This is a genomic window from Micromonospora sp. ZG13 (genome assembly GCF_059359355.1).
In genome coordinates, this window is record NZ_JCADBQ010000009.1 from 1 (window position 1) to 18,334 (window position 18,334).

The window sequence follows — 18,334 nt, forward strand, 5'->3', positions numbered from 1 at the left end:
CGCAGACCGTGCAGGTGTCGGCCTACCCGGACCACTACGCCCAGTGGGAGCAGCAGGCCGCCGACCTGGTCGCCGAGCACTGGAACAGCTGACCCGAGCAGTGTGAACGACTGCCGCTGGCCGGCACCCCACCCGGGGTGCCGGCCAGACGCATGCCCGGCAGCCGGGAAGCGCGGAGCCGGCCCGGTTGCGCAGGCGGGAGCCGTACCCGCCGGCGCGCCGGCCGTCGTGACGCCCGTCAGGGGCGGCGGCCGTCGTGACGGCGGTGGCCGAGGGTGACGTCGACCAGGGCCGCGACCAGCGCGAGGGCGATCACCCCGGCGGCCAGCAGTAGCGAGTGCCGGAACGCGAGCGGGAAGTCCCCGTCGCTGGCGGCCAGCGAGGAGAAGAAGACCGAGCCGACGGCGGCGATGCCGGCGGCGGAACCGATCCGCTGGCCGGTCTGGAGCATGCCCGCCCCGCTGCCCGCCTGCCGCACCGGCACCTGGGACAGCGTCAGGGTCTGGTTCGGCGCGATCACCAGGCCACTGCCCAGCCCGGCGACCAGCAGGGGGGCGGCGGTCAGCCACGGCACGGGTACGCCGCTGGGGGCCAGTTCGAGTACGACGACCACCGCGCCGAGCCCGACCACCACGGTGAGCAGCCCGACCGCGACCAGTGGGCGCCCGAAGCGGTCGACGATCCGGCCTCCGAGCGCCGACGCCGCGGCCGAGCCCAGCGCGAACGGGGTGATGGCCAGGCCGGCGATCAGCGCGCTGTAGCCGAGGCCGTTCTGGAGGAAGAGCGTGAAGATGAAGAAGATCGCGGTGAACCCGCCGAAGTAGACCAGCGCGATCAGCGAACCCAGGGCGTACGACCGGAAGCCGAACAGCCCCAGGTCGAACAGTGGTTCCTGGCGTCGGGCGTACCACCGTTCCCACGCCCCGAAGCCGGCCAGGGTGAGCAGCCCCACGGGCACGAGCAGCCACTTCACCGGGTTCCGCCACTCCTGCTGCACCAGCGGCAACAGCACGAGCAGCACTCCGGCGCCGAGCAGCAGCACCCCGACGGGGTCCAGCCGCCGGTGATCGCGTGGGCCGGCCGGTCGGGCGGGGAGCAGCCGCCAGCCGAGGACCACCGCCAGGACGCCCACCGGCACGTTGACGAAGAACACCCAGCGCCAGCCGTGCTCCTCGCCGCCGACAGCGATCAGCAGGCCACCGAGCAGCGGGCCGACGGCCGTGGAGATGCCGATGGTGGCGCCGAGCAGCCCGAACGGGCGGCCCCGCTCGGGGCCCTGGAAGAGCTCCTGGATCAGCCCGGTGACCTGCGGGTTGACCACGCCGGCGGCGGCGCCCTGGAGCAACCGGGCCGCGATCAGCCAGGCGGGGGAGGGGGACAGTCCGGCCAGCGCGCTGGCCACCGTGAACAGGGCGATCCCGAAGACGAACGCGGCACGCCGGCCGCGCGCGTCGCCGAAGCGGCCGGCGGAGACCAGCACCAGCCCGAACGTCAGCGCGTACCCGGACAGCACCCACTGCAGGTCACTGGGGGAGGCGCCGAGCGAACGGTCCATCGACGGTACGGCGACGTTGACGATGCTGACGTCGAGCAGCGTCATGAAGGCGGCGACCAGCCCGACCCCGAGGGCCTGCCAGCGCCGCCGGTCGTACGGGGACGCGGCGGGTTCGGCCGGTGGCGTACCCGCCGGGCTCATCGTGCCTCCCGTGGACCGGTGATCGGGCATCGCTGAGCGCTACCCCGGTCCCCGGGAGGCGAACCATCACGTGTCGGGCGACGGCTCACGCCATCTGGCGGGCACAGAACCGGGGTCCGAAGTCCAGCCCGGCCATGGGGGAGTCCTCCCGGTGCAACAGGTTCTTCTCGGTGAGCTGGTGCAGCGGCTCGCGCAACTGCTCCTCGGTGAGGCCGGCCTCCTCGGCGATGAGGTCCGGGTACGGCACCTGCCCCCGGGCCTCCAGCGCGGCGACCGCGTCGTACACCCGTTCCTCGACATCCGACAGTTGCACCTGCCGCATGGCCCTTCCTCCTTCGCCTGTCCCGCCCCCGTGCGGGCGGTTGCGCCGCGCGGTTACCCGGTGGGCGTCCGAAGATGCCCACCCGATCGGGCGGTGCCGCCGGTCGCGCCGACGCTGCCCGCGCGCCGGGGGTTGCCCTAGGCTGCACCAGTGATCGTCTGGGATCTCGCCGTCGTCGGCGCCGGCCCCGCCGGGCTCACCGCCGCCCGCGCCGCCGCCCGCGCCGGCCTGCGCACGCTGGTCGTCGAGCGCGCCGCACACCCGCGCTACAAGACCTGCGGGGGCGGCCTGATCGGCACGTCGCTGGCGGCGGTGGCCGGCCGGATCGAGGTGCCGGCGCACGACCGGGTCGACCGGGTGACGTTCACCCGGGACGGGCGGCGCCGGTTCACCCGCCACCATCGCGGCGGGCCGCTGGTGAGCATGGTGCGCCGGGAGGAGTTCGACGACCGGCTGCGCGCCGCCGCGGTCGCCGCCGGCGCCGAGGTCCGCGAGCGGGTCGCGGTCCGCGCCGTCGAGCAGGACCCCGACGTCGTACGCCTCAGGCTCGCCGACGGGGACACGGTGCACGCGCGGGCGGTGATCGGGGCGGACGGTTCCTCGGGCGTGACCGCACGGCACGTGGGGGCCCGTTACCGGCAGGTGGACCTGGGGCTGGAGCTGGAGCTGCCCGTGTCGCCGCGGGAGCAGGCCCGTTGGCGGGGCCGCCTCCTGCTGGACTGGGGCCGACTGCCGGGCTCGTACGCCTGGGTCTTTCCGAAGGGCGACCGGCTGACGGTCGGCGTGATCGCGGCCCGGGGTGAGGGGGAGCGGACCAGGGCCTACCTGCGGGGGTTCGTCGAGCGGCTGGGCCTGTCCGGGGTGGAGCCGGCGCACGACTCCGGTCACCTGACGCGCTGCCGGACCGAGGACTCGCCGCTGCGCCGGGGGCGGGTGCTGGTCGCGGGCGACGCGGCCGGGCTGCTGGAGCCGTGGAGCCGGGAGGGGATCAGCTACGCGTTGCGTTCCGGCGAGTTGGCCGGCGCGGCGGTCGCGGCCGGTGACCTGGCGGGGTACGAGCGCGCGGTCGCCCGGGACCTGGTGCCGTCGATGCGCGCCGGGCATCGGCTGCTCGACGTGTTCGCCCGGCGGCCGGAGGTCTTCCACGCGTTGTTGGCCACCCCGCCGGGCTGGCGGATGTTCGTGCGGTTCTGTCAGGGCCGGGCGAGCTTCGACGAGACGCTGGACCGCGCCCCGGTCCGGGCGGCCCTGGCGCTGCTGGACCGGTAGGGCAGGTGGTCCGGAGGTCGTTCCCGGCCGCGTGACCCGCCCGGCTCGGCCGGGCCGTCGAGCGGACGACCTGGCGAGGGGCCGACCGGAGCCCGCCCCACCGTTCCACCCAGGATCCTAGGATGCCCTAGCGGTGGTGGCGCTCGACGCCATCCACCGCACAGAATGATGACGTCGAGGGAGAGCAGCCATGGCAGAGGACCACTCCGGGGTGTCGTTCACCGACGACGAGTACCGCTTCCTGCGGCACGTGCGCTTCGGCGAGCTGCCGCCCGCGGTCCGTCCGGAGGAGCGGACCGCGCTGACCGAGACCGACCCGCGGCGGGACCAGCCGGATCCGGGCGACGAGCGCGACCGGTGGGACCTGCGGAACGGGGCCTGACCGACGCCACGGGAGCTGAAACGGTCACTCCGCTCGAAGCCGGTCCACCGACGACGGGGACCCGCCGACGCCCCGCGCCGGGTGAAAACCGGGCGGGGTCGCCGCGTCGGCGCTGCTAAGGTTGCCGCCATGGCACGAGGTATCTGGTCGCAGAAGGTCCGCTCCGCCCGCTGACGGCGGCGCCTTCCCTCTGCTGAATCCGCGCTCGCCGTCCCGGTTCCCGCCGGGCGGCCGCCTGCTGCTGCCCGGCTCCACCACGAGCTGCGGAGCACCGTTGAACCTCACCCCGAACCCCGAAGCCATCTCCCCGCCCGTCACCCCGGGCGGCGTCGCACACGTCCGCGCCGACGGCGTCACCGTCGTCCGTGGGTCCCGCCGGGTCCTGACCAACGTGTCGGTGACCGTCTCCGCCCGGTCGCGGGTCGCCGTCGTCGGCGAGAACGGCCGCGGCAAGACGACGCTGCTGCACGTTCTCGCCGGCCTGATCGCGCCCGACGAGGGCACCGTGTACCGGGCGGGCACGATCGGCCTGGCCCGCCAGGAACTGGCCGTGCGCGACGGCGCGACCGTCGGCACCCTGACCTCGGAGGCGCTGGCCGCGTCGTTCGCGGCCCTCGCCGCGTTGGACGAGGCGTCCCGGGCCCTGGCGGCCGGCGATCCCGGTGCCGGGGACCGCTACGCCGCCGCGCTCGACGACGCCACCGGCCTCGACGCGTGGGACGCCGAGCGTCGCGTCGACGTCGCGCTCGAGGCCCTGGGTGCGTGCACGGACCGCCGGCGTGCGCTGTCGACGCTCTCGGTCGGGCAGCGCTACCGGGTACGGCTGGCCTGCCTGCTCGGCGCGCGCCACGACGTGCTGCTGCTCGACGAACCGACCAACCACCTCGACGCCGACGGGTTGGACTTCCTGACCCGCAGGCTGCGCGAGCACGGCGGCGGCCTCGCCGTCGTCAGCCACGACCGGGCGCTGCTGCGCGACGTCGCGGACCGGTTCCTCGACCTCGACCCGACCCGCGACCGGACGCCGCGCCTGTACGCCGCCGGCTACGACGCCTGGCAGGACGCCCGGCGGCGTGACCGCGAATCGTGGGAGCAGGACTACGACGAGCAGCAGGCCGAGCATCGCCGGCTGACGGACGCGGTGGCGAAGGCCCGCGACCGGCTCTCCACCGGCTGGCGGCCGGACAAGGGAACCGGCAAGCACCAGCGCCAGTCCCGCGCGCCGGGCGTCGTGCAGGCGCTGAACCGGCAGCAGGACGCCCTGCGGGCACACCGGATCGACGTGCCGGAGCCGCCGCCGACGTTGCGGTGGCCGGACCTGGGCGCCCGCCCGGGGGCGCCACAGGTGCGGGCGTACGGCGTGGTCGTCGACGGGCGCCTGGCGGGTCCCGTCGACCTCAGCCTCGACGGCGGTGACCGGCTGCTGGTCACCGGAGCGAACGGTGCCGGAAAGTCCACGCTGCTCGCGGTCCTGGCCGGGGCGCTCGAACCCACGGCCGGGCACGTGTGGAGGGCGACCGGGGCACGGATCGCCCTGGTCACCCAGGAGACCGCCGAGCACGACCCCGGCCTCACCGCGCGTGAGGTGCAGGCCCGTCACGTGGGGCGGCTGGTGGCCCGCGGGGTGCTCCGCGACGCCGAGACGGTCGGGCTCGGGGCGCTGGGGCTGCTGGACTCCGAGGCGATGCGCACGCCGGTCGGGCGGATGTCGCAGGGGCAGCAGCGGCGCCTCGACCTGGCGTTGGCGTTGGCCGGGCGGCCCGGGCTGATCCTGCTCGACGAGCCGACCAACCACCTGTCGTCGGCGCTGGTGGACGAGTTGACGGCGGCGATCCGCGAGACGAGCGCCGCCGTGGTGGTGGCCACGCACGACCGGCAGTTGCTGCGGGACCTCGCCGACTGGCCGCGCCTGGAGCTCGGGGGCATGGCCGCCGGCCGCGACCCACGCTGATCCGGCTTCATCCGGCCGGACACCCGGACGGGCCGTGGGCGATCCGCCCACGGCCCGTCCGGCGCTGGATCAGAAGACCGGCACGCCCTCGCGTACCAGCCGCCAGTTCGGCTGGTGGAAGTCGGCCGGGTCGATGGTGCCCCTGGCCTGCGCCCAGTCGATCAGCAGCTGGCGGATCTCCTGCTGCTCGTTGTAGACCTGGGTCTTGACGATGCCGGGGAAGTTGCCGCCGCCGCTGCGCCGGTAGTTGTTGACCGCCACCACGAACTGCGCGTTGTCCGCCACCGGCGTGTCGGTGCCGGGCAGCACCAGGCGGGTGACGCGCTGGCCCACCGGCTTGGAGATGTCGATGTCGTAGTCCAGGCCGGAGACGACGTCGTAGTTGTAGTCCGGCACGGCCGGGTCGCTGATCGTCGCCGGGTCGACCGGGGCGCCCGGGGCGAGGGTCCGGAAGTACTTCGCCGAGTACTCCAGGTAGGTGCGCACCTCGGCGCCGCTGAGTACGACGGCTTCGAGGGTGTTGTCGAAGACGTACAGCCCGGCCACGTCGCGGATCTTCACGTCGCCGGCGGGGAAGACGGCGGTGCGGCTGAACGGCGCCGCGATCGACAGCACCGGCAGGTCCGCGTACGACGTGCCGGCCAGCGCCTGACCGACGACCTCGGTCTGGACGTGGTTGATGAAGTCCAGGATCGGGGTGTCCCTGTAGCGGCTCTCGGCCGCCGACAGCTCCACGGTGGAGCGGGCGACAACCTGGTTGACGTACGCCACGGTCTTCTGGTGCTGCGCCCGCACGGCCGCGAGGACCTTCGGGTCCTCGACCACCGTGTTGGTGTTCAACAGGGCGGCGGTCTTCTTGGTGATCTTCCAGCTACCCCGCTCGCGGGTGAGCGTGAAGTCCATCCGGCTCAGCCGCTGGCCCCACTTCGACGGCTCGGTGAGCAGCACCTGCTCGCCGGTACGCTCGTTGGTCACGAACTTCTCGGCGACCTCGGCGTGGGCGTGGCCGAACAGGATCGCGTCGATGCCGGGGACCTGCTGGGCGATCAGCGCCGTCGGGTTCTCGATCGGCAGCTCGGGGCCGTAGCTGGAGGTGCCGCTGTCGCCGCCGTGGGCGGAGATCAGCACGATGTCGGCGCCGCGCGCCCGCATGATCGGCACGTACTTCGCCGCGGTGGCGATCATATCGTCGAACCGCAGTTTGCCCTCGACGTTGGCCCGGTCCCAGATCGCGCTGCCCGGGTTGGTCAGGCCGAGGATGCCGACGCGCAGCGGCGGCGCGGCGAAGCCGACGGAGACCTTCTTGATGACGTACGGCAGGAAGGCCGGCTTGCCGGTGGCCACGTTGACGGCGTTGGCGGCCAGCGCCGGGAAGCCCAGCTGCGAGATCCACTTCGCCAGCAGCGGCAGGCCGTAGTTGAACTCGTGGTTGCCGAGCGTCACGGCGTCGTAGCCGAGCACGTTCATCGCGTTGGCCATCGGGTGCGTCTCACCGGTGCTGGTGATCGGCTCCTGCTTGGCGTAGAAGGTGGCGAGCGGGGTGCCCTGGATGGTGTCGCCGGCGTCGAGCACCAGCGTCGCCTTGCCGCGCCGCTCGGCGCGGATCTGCTTGACGAGGGCGGCCAGCTTGGCGACGCCGACGTCGTTGTGCTTGCTGTCGTCGTACTCGGCGTCGGAGTAGTAGTCCCAGTTGTAGACGTTGCCGTGGGTGTCCGAGGTGCCGAGGATCGTGAGGTCCCAGGTCCGCGACCGGGCCGCGCCGGCCGCCTGGGCGGGGGTGGCGGCGATCAGCGGGACGCTCGCCGCCGCGGCCGCGGCGGCGAGCACCGTCCGACGCGACGGGCCGGAGGGAGAGGTCATGAGGTGCCCTTCCGTGGGGGTTCGCGACGCCCGGTGAGCGCCGAGCGCACCATAAACGAGCCCCCGCCACTGCTGCCACAGCAGCCCCGGGTGTTTCATCCCACCGGCGCGTACGGGCCCGCCGGTGTAACACCGGGCCGGTCGTTTCCGCTCGCCGCCGCAGGGTAGGGCGGTGGAAGACCCACACCCGACCGGTGCGCGAGGAGACGTCGGTGACCGAGGACCAGCACACCCAGCAGGACCCCACCAGCCAGTACGGCCAGCAGGAGGGACAACCGAAGCAGCAGCAGACGCCGCCCGGGTCGACTCAGGAGATGACCCCGAAGCCGGACCACGGCGAGGAGTCGTACCGCGGCAGCGGCAAGCTCGAGGGGCGGCGGGCGGTCATCACCGGTGGCGACTCCGGCATCGGCCGCGCCATCGCCATCGCGTACGCCCGGGAGGGCGCCGACGTGCTCATCTCCTACCTGGGCGAGGAGGAGGACGCCGACGCCTGGGAGACCGTCCGGCTCGTCGAGGAGGCCGGCCGCAGGGGCATCGCGGTACGCGGCGACATCACCGACCAGCGGCACTGCCAGGAGTTGATCGAGCGGGCCGTACGCGACCTCGGCGGCATCGACATCCTGGTCAACAACGCGGCCTACCAGATGGCGCAGGAGGACGGCATCCTCGGCATCAGCGACGAGCAGTTGGACCGCGTGCTGAAGACCAACCTGTACGCGATGTTCTGGCTCTGCCGGGCGGCCGTGCCGCACCTGCCCGAGGGTTCGGCGATCATCAACACGTCGTCGATCCAGGCGTTCGACCCGTCGCCGCAGCTGCTGGACTACGCCACCACCAAGTCGGGGATCGCCAACTTCACCAAGGCGCTCGCCGCCGACCTGGCCGAGCGGGGGATCCGGGTGAACGCGGTGGCGCCCGGTCCGATCTGGACGCCGCTCATCCCGGCCACCATGCCGCAGGAGAAGGTCGAGAAGTTCGGCCAGGACACCCCGGAGGGCCGCCCGGGCCAGCCGGCCGAGCTGGCCCCGGCGTACGTCTTCTTCGCCTCCCAGGAGTCCAGCTACGTCACCGGCGAGATCCTCGGCGTGACGGGCGGCCGCCCCACGAAGTGACCCCGCCACACCCCCCTCGCCCCTGCCCTCGGCGTCGAGCACGCAGTTGTGGTGGGCGGGAGGTGGCGACTCGCACTTTTCGCGCGGCACCACAGGTGCATGTTCGGACGGGGGTGGGTGGGGCTGGGGTCAGCGGGGCCAGGGGGCCAGGCGGGTGCGGACCTGGGCTATGGCGGCGGGGTCCAGGCCGTAACGGGCGAAGCGGCGGTCGGGCAGCCGGTCCAGGTAGCGGCCGGCTGCCCGTACGTCCTCGTCGTCCAGGGCCGGGTCGAGTTGGCGGGCCAACTCCAGCAACTCCGCCACGTCATGGTGCTCGAGGGCGGCTGCGACGTCGATGTAGTCCCGGACCTCCCGCCGGTTGACCAGGGCGGCCGTCTTGTTCGCCATCAGGTCCCGCACGTCCATCACGGGCCCGAGATCCATGACCACCGGGCTGCGGTGCCGGTCCAGGCGGGCCAGGCTGAGCCGGATGAGTCGCCCGTCCCGGCTCACCACGAAGTCCCGCAGGTCCCGGTCGAAGCCCTCGAACAGCTCGGCCAACTCGCTGTCCGGGTCGGCGTCGGTCACCCCGAACCCGGCTCGCTCCAGGGCCGCCCGCACCCCGTCCGCCGCCGCGGCGGCGGCCCCCTCCACATCCGCGAAGAGATCCACGTCCTCCGTCGGGCGGGTGACCAGCCCGTGCGCGGCCCACGCCACCCCGCCGCCGAGCACGAACCGGTACGGCCCCGCGGCGGACAACGCCACCCGGGCCACCTCGCGGTAGAACTCGTGCGGGTGCGCGCTGCTCACGCCGTACGCAGCCCCCGGTGGCGGCTCTCCCACGCCTGGCGTACGCCCCGGGGCAGGTTGAGCAGCCGCCACACCCGGCGCAGCGTGCGCCCGTCGATGAGCAGCCGGAGGTCCTCCGCGCGGGTGGTCTCGCGCAGCACGTTCTCGTACATCCAGAGCAGTTCGTCCGGATCGCCCAGGTCGAAGGTGCGGTCCGCGTTCCACATCAGCCGCACCGGCAGCTCCACCACACCACGGGTGGGGCCGGTCAGCTCGGCGAGCGTGTGGGCCACCACGGCGGGCCGGCCCGGGCGGGCCAGGTGGGCCGCGCGGGTCGGTGCGGGGGAGAGGGCCTGCATGCTGTCAGGGTAACCCCAGGTCGGGCCGCTTGGGACTGCGGTTCCGGCCGGGTCGGGGGTGTTGTGGTCGCGTCTCGTCCATCGGTGCCTGGCTTTGTGGCGGAGATCCGACTGCGGCTCCGGTTCCGTTCCGGTTCGGGGAGATCTTGGTAGGAACGTGCCCCTCCAGGGGCCGATCCGCACCAAGATCTCGCGAATCGCCACCTGCCCCCGCTTGCGTCGCGTGTCCGGCTCCGGCGTCGGTGTCCGGGTGGGCTTGGTCAGGCCTGGGGTGGTCAAGTTCCCGGGGTGCGGGATGTCCGGTTTCGGCCTGTGACCGGGGCATCGTGGGGGCGGAATCGTGGGCGGGGTGGGGTCGTTACACCCTGCGTACGACCGAGCAAGGCCACGCCGCCCCGACGCGATTCCGGGCCCCGGGGCCCGGAATGTTGGCGGGCCGGTGGTCGTTACACATGGTCCGGCCGACGTGAGGGCAACCCCCGCCCCGCGAAACAGCCGGCCTCTTCCGAGCCGCACAGGTTCGAGCATCCGGCCGGGCACGGCCGAGCTGATCTTTCCTCTGGTACGACGCCGGAGATCCCTCCGGTTCGACTGGAGATCCCCTGATCTTCTTGGGCGCCGGACGGTGCTTGCACCCGCGCGAAAGCCGATCCCCCTTTTCGGCGTGTGGGTGCCAACCCCCGAATGGAGCATCTGTGATGAACACGATCATCCGTAACAGCGTTCTCGGTATCGCCGGTCTCGCGTTCGCCGGTGGTGTGGCCGCCGGCCCGATGACCGACACCACCCACACCCCGAGCGTGGACACCACGGCTGTCGCCGTCGCCGCCGTGCAGGCCGACAAGCCGTCGGTGGACAAGGCGAAGCTGATTCCGCACGGTGTGCAGGGCGCGCAGTCGCGCATCGACCTGTCCGACGAGCAGGTCGACAACGTGAAGGCGATCATCGCGGCGACGAAGAAGGCCGGCATGGACGAGCGCGCCGCGGTGGTGTCGATCGCGACGGCGTTGCAGGAGTCGAAGCTGGAGAACCTGGGTCACCTGGGTGACCGCAACGACCACGACTCGCAGGGCCTGTTCCAGCAGCGCCCGTCCTCCGGGTGGGGCACGGTCGAGCAGATCACCGACCCCGAGTACTCGACCACCGCGTTCCTCAAGGGCCTCAAGCAGGTCGACGGGTGGCAGGACATGCCCCTGACCAAGGCCGCGCAGACCGTGCAGGTGTCGGCCTACCCGGACCACTGCGCCCAGTGGGAGCAGCAGGCCGCCGACCTGGTCGCCGAGCACTGGAACAGCTGACACAGAACCACGGACACCGACTTTCCACCACAAGGGGGATCGCTGGCCGGCACCCGAACCCGGGGTGCCGGCCAGCGGCACATCCACCGCCGGGGGAACATCGCGGCCCGCCGGCTGGTTGAATGAGGTGTCGGTGTGTCCAGTGTCCCCGGGCCTCACCTAAATTGCCTTCGCGGAATACCGTCCGGCTGGAGCCGCGTCGCGCCACTCGCCGAGAGGCGACCTGCACACCGATACCAGCGCCGCCCCCGAGCCTCAGGGCCCGGGGGCGGCGTCGTGTCGTCTGGTGTCCGTACCCCTGGCGGGGCCGACCGCCGGTCGCGGACGTGAGCGTCGGGGTGGTGAGCCGGTGCGCGGACGTGGGCGTGGGGGTCGTGATCGGTGGGGACGGGTCGCGGTGCCCGGCGGCCTGGCCTATGTTCATGGTGGCGACGTCGCACGGGCCGGGAGAGGGGGTGTCGCGTGGGCCTGCGGACCTTCATCCAGGGCTGGCCGGTCTACCGGCAACTCACCGGCACCGACCCGCTGGGCCGGGGCGCCGCGGCGCAGTCGGGCCGGTCGGCGGAGCTGACTCCCCGCACCGAAGCCGCCGACAGCGTGGCCCGCTCGGTCTGCCCCTACTGCGCGGTGGGCTGCGGCCAGCGCGTCTTCGTGAAGGACGGCGCGGTCACCCAGATCGAGGGCGACCCGGACAGCCCGATCTCCCGGGGCCGGCTGTGCCCGAAGGGGTCGGCCAGCAAGAGCCTCGTGACCAGTCCGCTGCGGCAGACGAAGGTCCGCTACCGGCGGCCCTACGCCACGGAGTGGGAGGACCTGGAGCTCGACGTCGCGCTCGACATGATCGCCGACCGGATCCTCGCCGCCCGCGCCGAGACCTGGGAGGACGTGGACGCCCAGGGCCGGCCGCTGAACCGTACGCTGGGCATCTCCAGCCTGGGTGGCGCGACGCTGGACAACGAGGAGAACTACCTCATCAAGAAGTTGTTCACGGCGATGGGGGCGCTCCAGATCGAGAACCAGGCGCGCATTTGACACTCCGCCACCGTCCCCGGTCTGGGGGCCAGCTTCGGTCGCGGTGGCGCGACGGACTTCCAGCAGGACGTCGCCAACGCTGACGTCGTCATCATCCAGGGCTCGAACATGGCCGAGGCCCACCCGGTGGGCTTCCAGTGGGTGATGGAGGCCAAGCGGCGTGGCGCCAGGGTGTTCCACGTCGATCCGCGGTTCACCCGCACGAGCGCGCTGGCCGACACGTACCTGCCGATCCGCGCGGGCTCCGACATCGCGCTGCTCGGTGGCGTGGTGCGGCACATCCTGGAGAACGAGCTGGACTTCCGGGAGTACGTGCTGGCGTACACGAACGCCGCGACGATCGTCAGCGAGCGCTTCGTCGACACCGAGGACGGCGACGGCTTCTTCTCCGGCTTCGACCCGGAGACGGGCAGCTACGTCCAGGACTCCTGGCAGTACGCGGGCCACGAGTCGGACTCCGGCAGTGGCCACACCGCCAAGGAGCGCGACACCGCCGCGGGGCTGCGCCACGAGTCGCACGGCGCCCAGGTCGGCGGGCAGACCGAGCGGGACGAGACGTTGCAGCACCCGCGCTGCGTCTACCAGATCCTCAAGCGGCACTTCGCGCGCTACACGCCGGAGATGGTGGAGCGGGTCTGCGGCATTCCGCGGGAGAAGTTCCTGGAGCTGGCCGAGGCGTGGACGGCCAACTCGGGTCGGGAACGCACCGGCGTGCTGATCTACTCGGTGGGGTGGACGCAGCACAGCGTCGGCGTGCAGTACATCCGTACGGGCGCGATCATCCAGCTGCTGCTGGGCAACATGGGCCGCCCCGGCGGGGGCATCCTCGCGCTGCGGGGGCACGCCAGCATCCAGGGCTCCACCGACATCCCGACGCTGTTCAACCTGCTGCCCGGCTACCTGCCGATGCCGCACCACGCCGACCACCCCACCTTCGACGAGTGGGTGGACAGCATCCGCCACCCCGGTCAGAAGGGTTTCTGGGGCAATGCCCGCGCCTACGCGGCGAGCCTGCTGAAGGCGTACTGGGGGGACGCGGCGACGCCGGGGAACGACTTCTGCTACGGGTACCTGCCCCGGATGACGGGTGACCACGGGACGTACCAGCAGGTGCTGAACATGATCGACGGGAAGGTGCGGGGCTACTTCCTGCTCGGCCAGAACCCGGCGGTCGGCTCGGCGCACGGCCGGGCGCAGCGCCTCGGCATGGCCAACCTCGACTGGCTGGTGGTCCGCGACCTGTTCATGATCGAGAGCGCCACGTTCTGGCGCAACAGCCCCGAGGTCGCCACCGGCGAGATCGTGCCGGAGCAGTGCAGGACGGAGGTGTTCTTCCTGCCGGCCGCCTCGCACGTGGAGAAGGAGGGCACCTTCACCCAGACCCAGCGGCTGTTGCAGTGGCGGGAGAAGGCCGTGGACCCGCCGGGCGACGCCCGCTCCGAGCTGTGGTTCTTCTACCACCTCGGGCTGCGGCTGCGGGAGAAGCTGGCCGGCTCCGACCTGCCGCGCGACCGGGCGCTGCTCGACCTGGCCTGGGACTATCCCACGCACGGCCCGCACGCCGAGCCGAGCGCCGAGGCGGTGCTGCGCGAGATCAACGGCTACGAGGTGGCGACGGGTCGCCCGCTGTCCGCGTTCGCCGAGGCCCGCGACGACGGCTCCACCGCCGTGGGCTGCTGGATCTACTCCGGGGTGTACGCCGACGGCGTCAACCAGGCGGCGCGGCGTCGGTCGCGCCACGAGCAGGACTGGGTGGCCGCCGAGTGGGGCTGGGCGTGGCCGGCGAACCGGCGCATCCTCTACAACCGCGCCTCCGCCGACCCGCAGGGCCAGCCGTGGAGCGAACGTAAGCGCTACGTCTGGTGGGACCAGGCGGCCGGGCAGTGGACCGGCTACGACGTGCCGGACTTCGAGCGTACGAAGCCGCCGACGTACCGGCCGCCCGAGGGCGCGTCCGGTCCGGAGGGGATCGCCGGCGACGACCCGTTCGTCATGCAGGGCGACGGCAAGGGCTGGCTGTACGCGCCCAGCGGAGTGCTCGACGGCCCGCTGCCGACGCACTACGAGCCGGCCGAGTCGCCGGTGCGCAACCCGTTCTACCGGCAGCAGGCCAACCCCACCCGCAAGGTGTACGCGCATCCGGTGAACTCGGTGAACCCGAGCCCGCCACAGGAGCACAGTCAGGTGTTCCCGTACGTGTTCACGGTCAGCCGGCTCACCGAGCACCACACGGCGGGCGGGATGAGCCGTACGGTGCGGCCCCTGGCGGAGCTGCAACCGGAGATGTTCGTCGAGGTGTCCCCGGAACTGGCGACGGAGGCGGGCCTGGCGCACCTGGGCTGGGCGCACCTGGTCAGCGGGCGGGCGGTGATCGAGGCGAAGGTGCTCATCACCGACCGGCTCACCCCGCTGCGCGTCGACGGCCGGGTCATCCACCAGGTGTGGCTGCCGTACCACTTCGGGTTCGAGGGCCTGGTGACCGGCGACTCGGCCAACGACCTGTTCGGGATCACCCTGGACCCGAACGTGCTGATCCAGGAGAGCAAGATCGGTACCTGTGACGTGCGGCCGGGGCGGCGGCCCACCGGCCCGGCCCTGCTGGGCCTGGTGGCCGACTACCAGCGGCGGGCGGGCATCGTCCCCGGCCATCCGCCCCCGACGCTCACCCCGGGGGCGCTCCCCCCGCCGGCTCCCGCCTACGGCGCCGGGGAGGGCCGCGATGCTTCCTGACCCGCACAGCCTGTCCGGGCCGCTGGATCCCGCTCCCGAGGCGGGCTGGACCGACGCGCCGCCCCGGATGGGGTTCTTCACCGACACCAGCGTCTGCATCGGCTGCAAGGCGTGCGAGGTGGCCTGCAAGGAGTGGAACGACGTCCCCGGTTCGGGGCTGGACCTGCTGGGCATGTCGTACGACAACACCGGCGCGTTGACCGCGAACTCGTGGCGGCACGTGGCGTTCGTCGAGCAGCCCCGACCGGCCGGGCACCGCAGCCCGCCGTTCGCCGGTACGCCCACGGGCGGGTCGGTCAGCGCCGCGTCGGCGGCCGTCGCCGCCGGCGTCGGCAACGCGACCGGCACCGAGCCGGGGGTGCCGCCGGGCGCGGCGGACGCGGCCGCGCGGATGGCCGCCGGCGTCGACCCGGGGCCGGCGACCGGTGCTGGCGCCGGCACGGGCTCCGCCGGCCGGGGCGGCGGGCCGGAGTTCCTGGGGATGCCGGGGGCGCAGCCGCCGGGGCGGGCCGGGGGCGCGGAGGGACGCACCGACTTCCGCTGGTTGATGATGTCCGACGTCTGCAAGCACTGCACCCACGCGGCCTGCCTCGACGTGTGCCCGACCGGCTCGCTGTTCCGCACCGAGTTCGGCACGGTGGTGGTGCAGGAGGACATCTGCAACGGCTGCGGCTACTGCATCTCCGCTTGCCCGTACGGCGTCATCGACCAGCGTAAGGGCGACGGCCGGGCGTGGAAGTGCACGCTGTGCTACGACCGGATCGGCGCCGGCGGGACCCCCGCCTGCGCGCAGGCGTGCCCGACCGAGTCGATCCAGTACGGGCCCCTCGACGAGTTGCGGGAACGGGCGGCGGCCCGGGTGGCGACGCTGCACGAGCGGGGCGTGCCCGAGGCGCGGCTCTACGGGCACGACCCGGGCGACGGGGTGGGCGGCGACGGCGCGTTCTTCCTGCTGCTCGACGAGCCCGAGGTGTACGGGCTGCCGCCGGACCCGGTGGTCACCACGCGGGACCTGCCGAAGATGTGGAAGCGGGCCGGCCTGGCCGCGCTGGCGATGGCTGCGGCGGCCGTGGCCGCGTTCGTGGGAGGTTCCTCGTGAGTCCGGAGCGTGGTGGGCGCAGGCGGCGCGGCGGCGAGGAGTTGCGCGTCCCGGAGGCCGAGTTCACCTCCTACTACGGCCGCCCGATCCTCAAGGCGCCGGTCTGGAAGTGGGACATCGCCGCGTACCTGTTCACCGGCGGGCTGGCCGCCGGCTCGTCGCTGCTCGCCGCGGGCGGGCAGCTCACCGGCCGTCCCGCGCTTCGCCGCGCCGGCCGGGTCACCTCGCTGGCGGCCGTCACCGCCAGCACCGTCTTCCTGATCAGGGACCTGGGCCGGCCCGCCCGGTTCCACCACATGCTGCGGGTGGCCAAGCCGACCTCGCCCATGTCCGTGGGTACGTGGATCCTCGGCGCGTTCGGCCCGGCGGCCGGCGTCGCGGCGGTCGCCGAGGGCGCGTCGTGGCTGCCCGAGCGGGGGTTGGCCGGCCTCGCCCGCCGGGTGCTGCCGCCCGTGGGGCACGCCGCCGGGCTGGCCGCCGCGGCGACCGCGCCGGCGCTCGCCACGTACACGGGGGTGCTGCTGGCCGACACGGCCGTGCCGTCGTGGCACGAGGCGTACCCGGAACTGCCGGTCATCTTCGCGGGCAGCGCCCTGGCCAGCGGCGCGGGAGTGGGGCTGATCGCCGCGCCGCCCGCGCAGGCCGGGCCCGCCCGGCGGATGGCGGTGGCGGGCGCGGCCCTGGAGCTGTACGGCGCGCACCGCGTGGAGACCCGGCTCGGGCTGCTCAGCGAGCCCTACCGCACCGGGTCCGCCGGTCGCCTGCTGCGCGCCGGACGGGCCCTGACCGCCGTCGGGGTGGCCGGCGCGCTGCTGGGCCGGCGCAGTCGCACGCTCTCCGCACTGTCCGGTGCGGCCCTGCTGGGCGCCTCGGTGGCGACCCGGTTCGGCATCTTCCACGGCGGCGTCGCCTCGGCGAAGGATCCGAAGTACACGGTGGTGCCGCAGCGCGAGCGCCTCCAGCGGCGGCGCGCCGCCGAGGGCTGACGCCGCCCACGGCCGCCCGCCGGGCCTGTGGTTCACTGCTGCGTGGAGGCGTTCAGGCGGCTGGTGCCCCTCCCGGTCTTCAAAACCGGTGTGGTCCGGGATCCGGGCCAGGCGGGTTCGATTCCCGTCCGTCTCCGCCATGCTGCGGAAGAGGGGACCATGGGGGACGTCGCGGCCGATCCGCGCCGGCGGGTGCCGCGCACCGACGCGCTGCTCGCCGACCCCCGGCTGGCCGCCGCGGCGGTCACCGTCGGTCGGGAGCGGGTCAAGGCCGCCGTCCACCGCGCCCAGGAGCGCGCCCGCCGGGGCGAGATCACCCCCGAGGCGGTACGCGACGCCGCGCTGGCCGCCTTGCCCGCGTCGACGCCCCGGGCGGTGCTCAACGCCACCGGGGTGGTGCTGCACACCAATTTGGGCCGCGCCGCGCTGTCGCCCGCCGCCGTCGCGGCGGTCGCCGCGGCCACCGGGCACACGGACGTCGAGCTGGACCTGCGCACCGGGCGGCGGGCCCGGCGCGGACGCGACGCCCTCGACGCCCTCGCGGCGGCGGTACCCGACGCGGGCGCGGTGCACGTGGTCAACAACGGCGCCGCCGCGCTGGTGCTCGCCGCCACCGCCCTGGCCGCCGACGCCGAGATCGTCGTGAGCCGGGGCGAACTGGTGGAGATCGGCGACGGGTTCCGCCTGCCCGACCTGCTGGAGAGCACCGGCGCCCGGCTGCGCGAGGTCGGCACCACCAACCGCAGCACCCTCGACGACTACGCCGCCGCGCTCGGCCCCCGTACCGGCTTCGTGCTCAAGGTGCACCCGTCGAACTTCCAGGTCACCGGCTTCACCTCCGCCGTGCCCGTACGGGCGCTGGCCACCCTCGGCGTCCCCGTGGTCGCCGACATCGGCTCCGGGCTGCTCGCGCCCGATGCGCTGCTGCCCGCCGAGCCGGACGCCGCCTCCACCCTGCGGGCCGGGGCGGCGCTGGTCACCGCCAGCGGCGACAAGCTGCTCGGCGGCCCGCAGGCCGGCCTGCTGCTCGGCGCCGCCGACCTCGTCGAGCGGCTGCGCCGCCACCCCCTGGCCCGGGCGCTGCGAGTGGACAAGCTGACCCTCGCCGCGCTGGCCGCCACCCTCGGCGACCCGGCCACCCCCACCCGGGCCGCGCTGCACGCCGACCCGGGCGCGCTGCGCGAGCGCACCGAGCGGCTGCGTGACGCGCTCGCCGCCGACGGGTGCGAGGCGCAGGTGGTGCCCGCCGGGGCGGTCGTCGGCGGCGGTGGCGCGCCCGGCGTCGAGCTGCCCTCCTGGGCGCTCGCCCTGCCCGAGCACTATGCGGGGCCGCTGCGTCTCGGCGACCCGCCGGTGCTGGGCCGGGTCGTACGGGGGCGGCTGCTGCTGGACCTGCGCTGCGTACCCGTCGACGCCGACGCGGCGCTGCGCGCCGCCGTGCTGCGCGTACCCGGGCGGGGCTGAGCC

The 18,334-nt window shown here is 73.7% G+C and carries 13 protein-coding genes, 1 tRNA gene and 1 pseudogene; 10 read left to right on the forward strand and 5 right to left on the reverse strand.

Going from position 1 to position 18,334, the window contains the following annotated elements; genetic code table 11:
• Positions 1 to 238: 238 nt before the first annotated feature.
• Complete coding sequence (locus AC5L34_RS19115) at positions 239 to 1,696, reverse strand: MFS transporter (RefSeq protein ID WP_441178245.1); 1,458 nt, start codon at positions 1,694 to 1,696, stop codon at positions 239 to 241.
• An 85-nt stretch (positions 1,697 to 1,781) separates the two neighbouring features.
• The gene (locus AC5L34_RS19120; RefSeq protein ID WP_101409940.1) at positions 1,782 to 2,018 is read right to left on the reverse strand and encodes a hypothetical protein; all 237 of its coding nucleotides are present in this window, start codon (positions 2,016 to 2,018) and stop codon (positions 1,782 to 1,784) included.
• 150 nt (positions 2,019 to 2,168) lie between these two features.
• Between AC5L34_RS19120 and AC5L34_RS19125 the strand changes: the two genes are divergently transcribed.
• The 3 genes from AC5L34_RS19125 (at position 2,169) to AC5L34_RS19135 (ending at position 5,620) form a co-directional block, all read left to right on the forward strand.
• Positions 2,169 to 3,287 carry a geranylgeranyl reductase family protein gene (locus tag AC5L34_RS19125; RefSeq protein WP_494826226.1) on the forward strand — a complete coding sequence of 373 codons (1,119 nt, stop codon included), beginning with the start codon at positions 2,169 to 2,171 and terminating at the stop codon, positions 3,285 to 3,287.
• Positions 3,288 to 3,477: 190 nt separating this feature from the next.
• Positions 3,478 to 3,669 (forward strand): hypothetical protein, encoded by a 192-nt coding sequence (locus AC5L34_RS19130; RefSeq protein WP_441178247.1) that lies wholly within the window; start codon positions 3,478 to 3,480, stop codon positions 3,667 to 3,669.
• A gap of 274 nt (positions 3,670 to 3,943) precedes the next feature.
• Positions 3,944 to 5,620 (forward strand): ABC-F family ATP-binding cassette domain-containing protein, encoded by a 1,677-nt coding sequence (locus tag AC5L34_RS19135; protein ID WP_494826229.1) that lies wholly within the window; start codon positions 3,944 to 3,946, stop codon positions 5,618 to 5,620.
• A 69-nt stretch (positions 5,621 to 5,689) separates the two neighbouring features.
• On the opposite strand, the gene AC5L34_RS19140 is transcribed toward AC5L34_RS19135, so the two are convergent.
• Entirely contained in the window at positions 5,690 to 7,480 is a 1,791-nt protein-coding gene (locus AC5L34_RS19140; RefSeq protein ID WP_494826230.1) for a bifunctional metallophosphatase/5'-nucleotidase, read from the reverse strand.
• Positions 7,481 to 7,692: 212 nt separating this feature from the next.
• Between AC5L34_RS19140 and AC5L34_RS19145 the strand changes: the two genes are divergently transcribed.
• Positions 7,693 to 8,595, forward strand: coding sequence for an SDR family oxidoreductase (locus tag AC5L34_RS19145; RefSeq protein WP_441178250.1), 903 nt, complete (start codon positions 7,693 to 7,695; stop codon positions 8,593 to 8,595).
• A 129-nt stretch (positions 8,596 to 8,724) separates the two neighbouring features.
• Here the strand turns inward: AC5L34_RS19145 and AC5L34_RS19150 are convergent, their stop codons facing one another.
• Both AC5L34_RS19150 and AC5L34_RS19155 read right to left on the reverse strand, forming a co-directional pair.
• Positions 8,725 to 9,384, reverse strand: a complete 660-nt coding sequence (locus AC5L34_RS19150) for a nucleotidyl transferase AbiEii/AbiGii toxin family protein (protein WP_441178251.1) — start codon at positions 9,382 to 9,384, stop codon at positions 8,725 to 8,727.
• On the reverse strand, positions 9,381 to 9,722 hold the full coding sequence (locus AC5L34_RS19155) for a hypothetical protein (protein ID WP_441178252.1): 342 nt from the start codon (positions 9,720 to 9,722) through the stop codon (positions 9,381 to 9,383). Before AC5L34_RS19155 ends, AC5L34_RS19150 begins: the two co-directional genes overlap by 4 nt.
• A gap of 698 nt (positions 9,723 to 10,420) precedes the next feature.
• Here AC5L34_RS19155 and AC5L34_RS19160 point away from each other — a divergent pair.
• The 6 genes and pseudogenes from AC5L34_RS19160 to selA all read left to right on the forward strand — a co-directional run bounded on the left by AC5L34_RS19160 (position 10,421) and on the right by selA (position 18,331).
• Positions 10,421 to 11,020, forward strand: a complete 600-nt coding sequence (locus AC5L34_RS19160) for a hypothetical protein (protein ID WP_494826233.1) — start codon at positions 10,421 to 10,423, stop codon at positions 11,018 to 11,020.
• 462 nt (positions 11,021 to 11,482) lie between these two features.
• Positions 11,483 to 14,728 (forward strand): annotated as a pseudogene (fdh, locus tag AC5L34_RS19165) (formate dehydrogenase); the annotation flags it as partial.
• A gap of 43 nt (positions 14,729 to 14,771) precedes the next feature.
• Positions 14,772 to 15,881: a 4Fe-4S dicluster domain-containing protein gene (locus tag AC5L34_RS19170; protein ID WP_441177933.1), complete on the forward strand. Its 1,110-nt coding sequence runs from the start codon at positions 14,772 to 14,774 to the stop codon at positions 15,879 to 15,881.
• A complete protein-coding gene (gene nrfD, locus AC5L34_RS19175; protein WP_441177934.1) occupies positions 15,878 to 16,867 on the forward strand; it encodes an NrfD/PsrC family molybdoenzyme membrane anchor subunit in 990 nt (329 codons plus the stop codon). Before AC5L34_RS19170 ends, nrfD begins: the two co-directional genes overlap by 4 nt.
• 44 nt (positions 16,868 to 16,911) lie before the next feature.
• Positions 16,912 to 17,007 (forward strand) — tRNA-Sec (locus AC5L34_RS19180).
• 19 nt (positions 17,008 to 17,026) lie between these two features.
• Complete coding sequence (gene selA / locus AC5L34_RS19185) at positions 17,027 to 18,331, forward strand: L-seryl-tRNA(Sec) selenium transferase (protein ID WP_199184496.1); 1,305 nt, start codon at positions 17,027 to 17,029, stop codon at positions 18,329 to 18,331.
• The last annotated feature ends 3 nt before the right edge of the window (positions 18,332 to 18,334 follow it).